Source organism: Glycomyces luteolus, assembly GCF_027622875.1.
GTDB classification, from domain to species: domain Bacteria; phylum Actinomycetota; class Actinomycetes; order Mycobacteriales; family Micromonosporaceae; genus Glycomyces; species Glycomyces luteolus.
Genome location: NZ_JAPZVP010000002.1, coordinates 92132 through 96958 on the forward strand (window position 1 = coordinate 92132; position 4827 = coordinate 96958).

Sequence of the window (4827 nt, forward strand, 5' to 3'; positions counted from 1 at the left end):
CCGTGCTGGGTGGGTGGGCCCCGGGGGCCCCCCCCCGGGGCCCCCCTCGGCGCGTCTGCGCTACTCGAAGGTCTCGACCCGCAGGTGGCGGATCATGTGGACGTCGGTGGCCCCGCCGGTGGAGGCGGCGAACCCGAACTTGAACGTGTCGGGCGCGGCGGTCGGCATCGTGGCCTCCAGGACCCGCTCCCAGCCCGAGGAGGCCTCGGCGCCGCCGTTCATGAAGTCGATGTCGACGGTGACCTTCGGCATCGCGTCGTTCGAGACCTTCAGCTTGACGAGGCGCTTGGCGTCATCGACGGCGGTGCCGCGCAGGCTCGCGGGGAATGCCGTGCCGTAGAGGTCGCCGTTGTTGACCGTGTCGACCACCTCGTCGGTGGCGGTGGTGTCCAGCAGGCAGTAGCCGCGGAGGCCCGAGCCGGGCCCGCGCAGCGCCACGTTGTCGGGCGCGCGGTTCATCTCGATCCGCAGATGGGCCGGGGCCTGCTGATCGGCCGGGCAGCCGGTGCCGCGGCCCTCGGTGTCCGCCGAGAAGTTCCCCCACGCGTCCAGGCCGAGGCCGAGGTAGCCGCCCTCGATACCGGGGTTGTCGCCGAGCTGGGCGTAGCCGAGGCTGCCGCCGTACGCGCCGACCTCGGCGAGGTCGGTGTCGCCGTCGACGATGAAGAACGAGATGCCGTCGGCGTGCGTGCCGCCGTACTGGTACTGCGCGAACGTGACCTCGATGCCGCCTTCGTTCTCGAGGGGTTCGTTGTACACGACGCCGCCGTAGGCGAACTGGGAGGCGTCGGTGAGCTGCAGGAAGCCCGGCTGCTTCCCGGCCTCGGCGACCGGTCCCGAGGCCTGGTCGGCGCAGGAGTCGAACTCGTGCTCGCCGCCCACGACGGTGTTCGCCGTCAGGCACGCGTTGAGGGAGTAGAAGTTCGGGTCGCCGACGCTGTCGCCGGTGAAGTCCTCGGTGACGAGCAGCTGCTTCGCCTCCGCCTGCTCCTCCTCGCCCGCCGCTTCCGCCCCGGCCACGGCCGGCAGCGCCACGAGCGTCGCCGCGAGCATCATCGAACCCGCCCCGAACTTGGCAATGCGTTTCACAGGAGCTCCTTCGGTCTGCGCCGCGCAGCGCCGACGGCGCCGCACGAAATCCACGGCCCGGCGAACACGGGCCGATTACACAGTGAAACTATATGAACACCAAGGGCAATGATGTCCGTTCAGGTAACTATGGACAGTCCACACAGGGCGGCGCGGCCGCGGCGGCCGAACCGGGCCGCCGCGACCTGTCCGTTCCCGGAACCTTGCCCCGCCCCCCCCCGGGGGGGGGGGCGGGGGGCCCCCCCCCCCCCCCCCGCCCCCGCCCCGCCGAGGCTCACGCCTCAGGCATCCCTGCGGCGCATCGCGAGCCAGCCGCCCACGAGCGCCGCCGCCGTCCACAGCACCAGGATCGCGATCCCCTCCCAAGGCCCGTAATCCCGCCCGAACTGCGGATCACCCGGCCGCGTCATATGCATGATCACCATGCCCACCTGGTCAGGGAAATACTGCACCACCGGCTTCACCGCCTCCAGATTCCCCAGACCCTGCCCCGAGAGGAACAGCACCGGCAGCAAGACCGACAACGAGACCACCGTGCTGCGCAACATCACCGCCACGCACGCCGTGAACACGCTCAACAGCGTCAAGTGGATCCAGCCGCCCAGCAGCGCCTCGACCGTCCACCACTCGCTCAACGGCGCCGCCGCCCCACCGATCACCAGCCGGACCAGGCCGTACACCGCCAACTCCACGACCAGCGCCGCGACGGCGACCGTGACCCCGATGGCCGTCATCTTCGCCGCGAACAGCCTCCCGCGCGAGGGCACCGCCGCCAGCGACGCCCGGATCGTCCCCGTCGAGAACTCCGCACCCACCATCGCCACCGCGAACGTCACCAGCACCAGCTGCGCCGTCAGCAGCCCGAAGAAGACCGGCAGCAGCGCATCAGCCGCCGGACCGCCCGCACTGAACCCGTTCGCGACCACCCATCCCAGCCCGAGCGCCACGAACGCGAACAGCCCCAACGTCACCGCAGTCGACCGCACCGACCGGATCTTCACCCACTCCGCGGAAGCCGCCCGCACGAACCCGCTCATCGCCGTCCCCCCGACCGGAACTCGACCGACGCACCCGTCAACCGCATGAACGCCTCCTCCAGACTCGCCCCGGCGCCGTCCGCACCGGCATGCGCCGCGATGAACTCCTCCGTCGACGTATCCGCCAGCAGCCGACCGCGCCCGATGACCACCAGATGATCCGCCGTCAACGCCATCTCCGACATGAGATGGCTCGACACCAGCACCGTCCGCCCCTCCGCCGCGAGACCCCGCACGAGATGCCGGATCCACACCACCCCCTCCGGATCCAGACCGTTCACCGGCTCATCCAGAATCAGCACCCCCGGATCCCCCAGCAGCGCCGCCGCCACACCGAGACGCTGCTTCATCCCCAGCGACAGCGCCCCCGCGCGCTTCCGCGCGACCCCCGCCATCCCCGTCGCCTCCAGCACCTCGCCGATCCGCCGCTCCCCGATACCGTTGCTGCGCGCCAACCAGCGCAGATGCTCCCGCACACTCCGCGTCGGATGCAGATCACCCGCATCCATCAGCGCGCCGACCGCCGTCAACGGCCGATCCAGCGACGCATACGGCCGCCCGTTCACCCTCGCGAACCCGCCCGACGGCCGATCGAGACCCAGCACCAGCCGGATCGTGGTGGACTTGCCCGCGCCGTTCGGCCCGAGGAACCCGGTCACCCGGCCCGGCTCCACCGTGAACGACAGATCGTCGACGGCCGTGCCGCCCCGATACCGCTTCGTCAAATTCCTGACTTCGATCATCACGCCACCGTACGAACCCCAGCACGACCCCGACAGTCCCCGAACGTCGCCCGAAACAGCGACGAAAGCGAACACGCCACCAGACCGCCCCGCCCCGCACCATGCGTACCCTGGCCCCATGAGAGGCCTCCTCGGAGCCGTCGCGATCGTCCTCGCCGAATTCGCGCTCCTCGCCACCCTGCCCGCTGGGCCCCTACCCGCCGGCATCCTCGCCCTGCTCGCCGCCGCCGTCGTCATCGCCCTCTGGCAGCGCCACCGCCGCTCGATACGCGAACAGGAAGTCGCCGTCGAACGCGAGCGACTCCGCATCGCCCGCGACATGCACGACCGGATCGGACGCCGCCTCGGCCTCGCCGCAGTCCAAGCCGCCGCCCTCGAAGTCCAAGAGACCGACCCCGAACGCCGCGCCGACGCCCGCCGAGTCGGCGACACCGTACGCGCCGCAGTCGAAGACCTCCACAGCCTCGTCACCCTCCTACGCCGTCCTGGCCCCCACTCCACTCTCCACAATGCCGCATCCGACAGCACCGCCCCCTTCGACCAGACCGAAGCCGCAACCCTCACCGCCGCATTCATCGAAGCCGGCGTCACCGTCGAACTCCACCACGAAGGCGAACCCCGCCCACTCCCGCCCGCGACCGCACGCGCCGCCTACGCCGCACTCGAAGAAGGCCTCGCCAACGCCGCCAAACACGCACCAGGCGAACCCGTACGCGCCCAAATCACCTGGGAGGCCGACACCCTCCTCGTCACCGTCGACAACCCCCTCAGCACCACCGCACCAGCCGACCTCCCCGGCGGACACGGACTCACCGGCCTCAAAGAACGCATCGACGCGGCAGGCGGCCTCATCGACACCCGCGCCGACGACGGCCGCTTCCGACTCAGCGCGATGCTCCCCCTCCCCGCCCCGCGCCCGCAACTCCCGCGCGCCGCCCGAGCCGCCGCCATCGGCACCGTCGTCCTGCTCCTCGTACTGCTCCCACTCACCTCGATCGCAGGAGTCCAGACCGGATGACCCGAGTCGTGATCGCCGACGACGAACCACTCGTGGTCGAAGGCGTCCGCACCGTCCTCGAAACAGCGGGCATCACGGTCGCCGCCACCGCCCACAACGGACGCGACGCGCTGGCGGCCGTCGAGCGGCATCGGCCGGAAGTGGCCCTCCTCGACCTGCAGATGCCGGGACTCGGTGGCCTGGCGGTGGTCGAGCGGCTGAGCGCCGCATCGCCGGCGACGCGGGCGCTGGTGCTGACCTCCTTCGGGGATCAGGGGAACGTGCTGTCGGCGGTGGAGGCGGGTGCGGCGGGATTCGTGCTGAAGACCTGCGTCCCAGAGGAACTGGTGACGGCGGTGAAGGCCGTGGCGGCGGGGGAGGCGTATCTGTCCCCGGTGGTGACCCGGATGGTGCTGGGGCTGGTCGCCCCCGAGTCGGCGCCGCGGCGCCGGGACGCGGTGGAGCGCGTCGCGAAGCTGGCCGCCCGCGAGCGCGAGGTCCTGGAGCTGGTCGCCGAGGGCCTGTCGAACGCGGAGATCGCCGGGCGAGTGCACATGAGTGAGGCGACGGTGAAGACCTATGTGAGCCGGGTCCTCGCGAAACTCGGCTGCGCCAACCGGGTCCAGGCGGCAATGCTGGCAAGGGACGCGAGAAACTGACGGACCCATCGCACTACAGCAAACCCTCCAAAGTTGTCCACAGCCTTCCGAACAGGCAAAATAGCAACCACTCACATAGTTATCCACAGGCTGGAAATCGGTGCTTGGCACTGGTGCCCGGACCTGTGACAGTTAGTAGATAAAAAACGTCTACTTCGCCGGCAGGTGGAAGTGCGGAGTGGCGGACCGGCCCTTGCAGGACCGGCGGCAGTAGTGGGAATCCCGGGAGCCGCCCCCGAAGACCGCGCGCGGGTGCACCCGCGCGCGGCTCCGGCCAGGACCCCGCGCGAGGAGCGCGGGGG

At 70.7% G+C, this 4827-nt stretch carries 5 protein-coding genes; 2 read left to right on the forward strand and 3 right to left on the reverse strand.

Annotated elements, in window-relative coordinates:
• Nucleotides 1-60: 60 nt before the first annotated feature.
• The 3 genes from O1R50_RS02430 to O1R50_RS02440 all read right to left on the reverse strand — a co-directional run bounded on the left by O1R50_RS02430 (nucleotide 61) and on the right by O1R50_RS02440 (nucleotide 2869).
• Nucleotides 61-1089 (reverse strand): L-type lectin family protein, encoded by a 1029-nt coding sequence (locus O1R50_RS02430; protein ID WP_270108261.1) that lies wholly within the window; start codon nucleotides 1087-1089, stop codon nucleotides 61-63.
• A 281-nt stretch (nucleotides 1090-1370) separates the two neighbouring features.
• Nucleotides 1371-2126, reverse strand: coding sequence for a hypothetical protein (locus tag O1R50_RS02435; RefSeq protein ID WP_270108262.1), 756 nt, complete (start codon nucleotides 2124-2126; stop codon nucleotides 1371-1373).
• Complete coding sequence (locus O1R50_RS02440) at nucleotides 2123-2869, reverse strand: ABC transporter ATP-binding protein (RefSeq protein ID WP_270108263.1); 747 nt, start codon at nucleotides 2867-2869, stop codon at nucleotides 2123-2125. The genes O1R50_RS02435 and O1R50_RS02440 overlap by 4 nt, the downstream gene beginning before the upstream one ends.
• 118 nt (nucleotides 2870-2987) lie before the next feature.
• Here O1R50_RS02440 and O1R50_RS02445 point away from each other — a divergent pair, with 118 nt between their 5' ends.
• Nucleotides 2988-3887 (forward strand): sensor histidine kinase, encoded by a 900-nt coding sequence (locus O1R50_RS02445; protein ID WP_270108264.1) that lies wholly within the window; start codon nucleotides 2988-2990, stop codon nucleotides 3885-3887.
• Nucleotides 3884-4525, forward strand: coding sequence for a response regulator (locus O1R50_RS02450; protein WP_270108265.1), 642 nt, complete (start codon nucleotides 3884-3886; stop codon nucleotides 4523-4525). The genes O1R50_RS02445 and O1R50_RS02450 overlap by 4 nt, the downstream gene beginning before the upstream one ends.
• Nucleotides 4526-4827 lie beyond the last annotated feature (302 nt).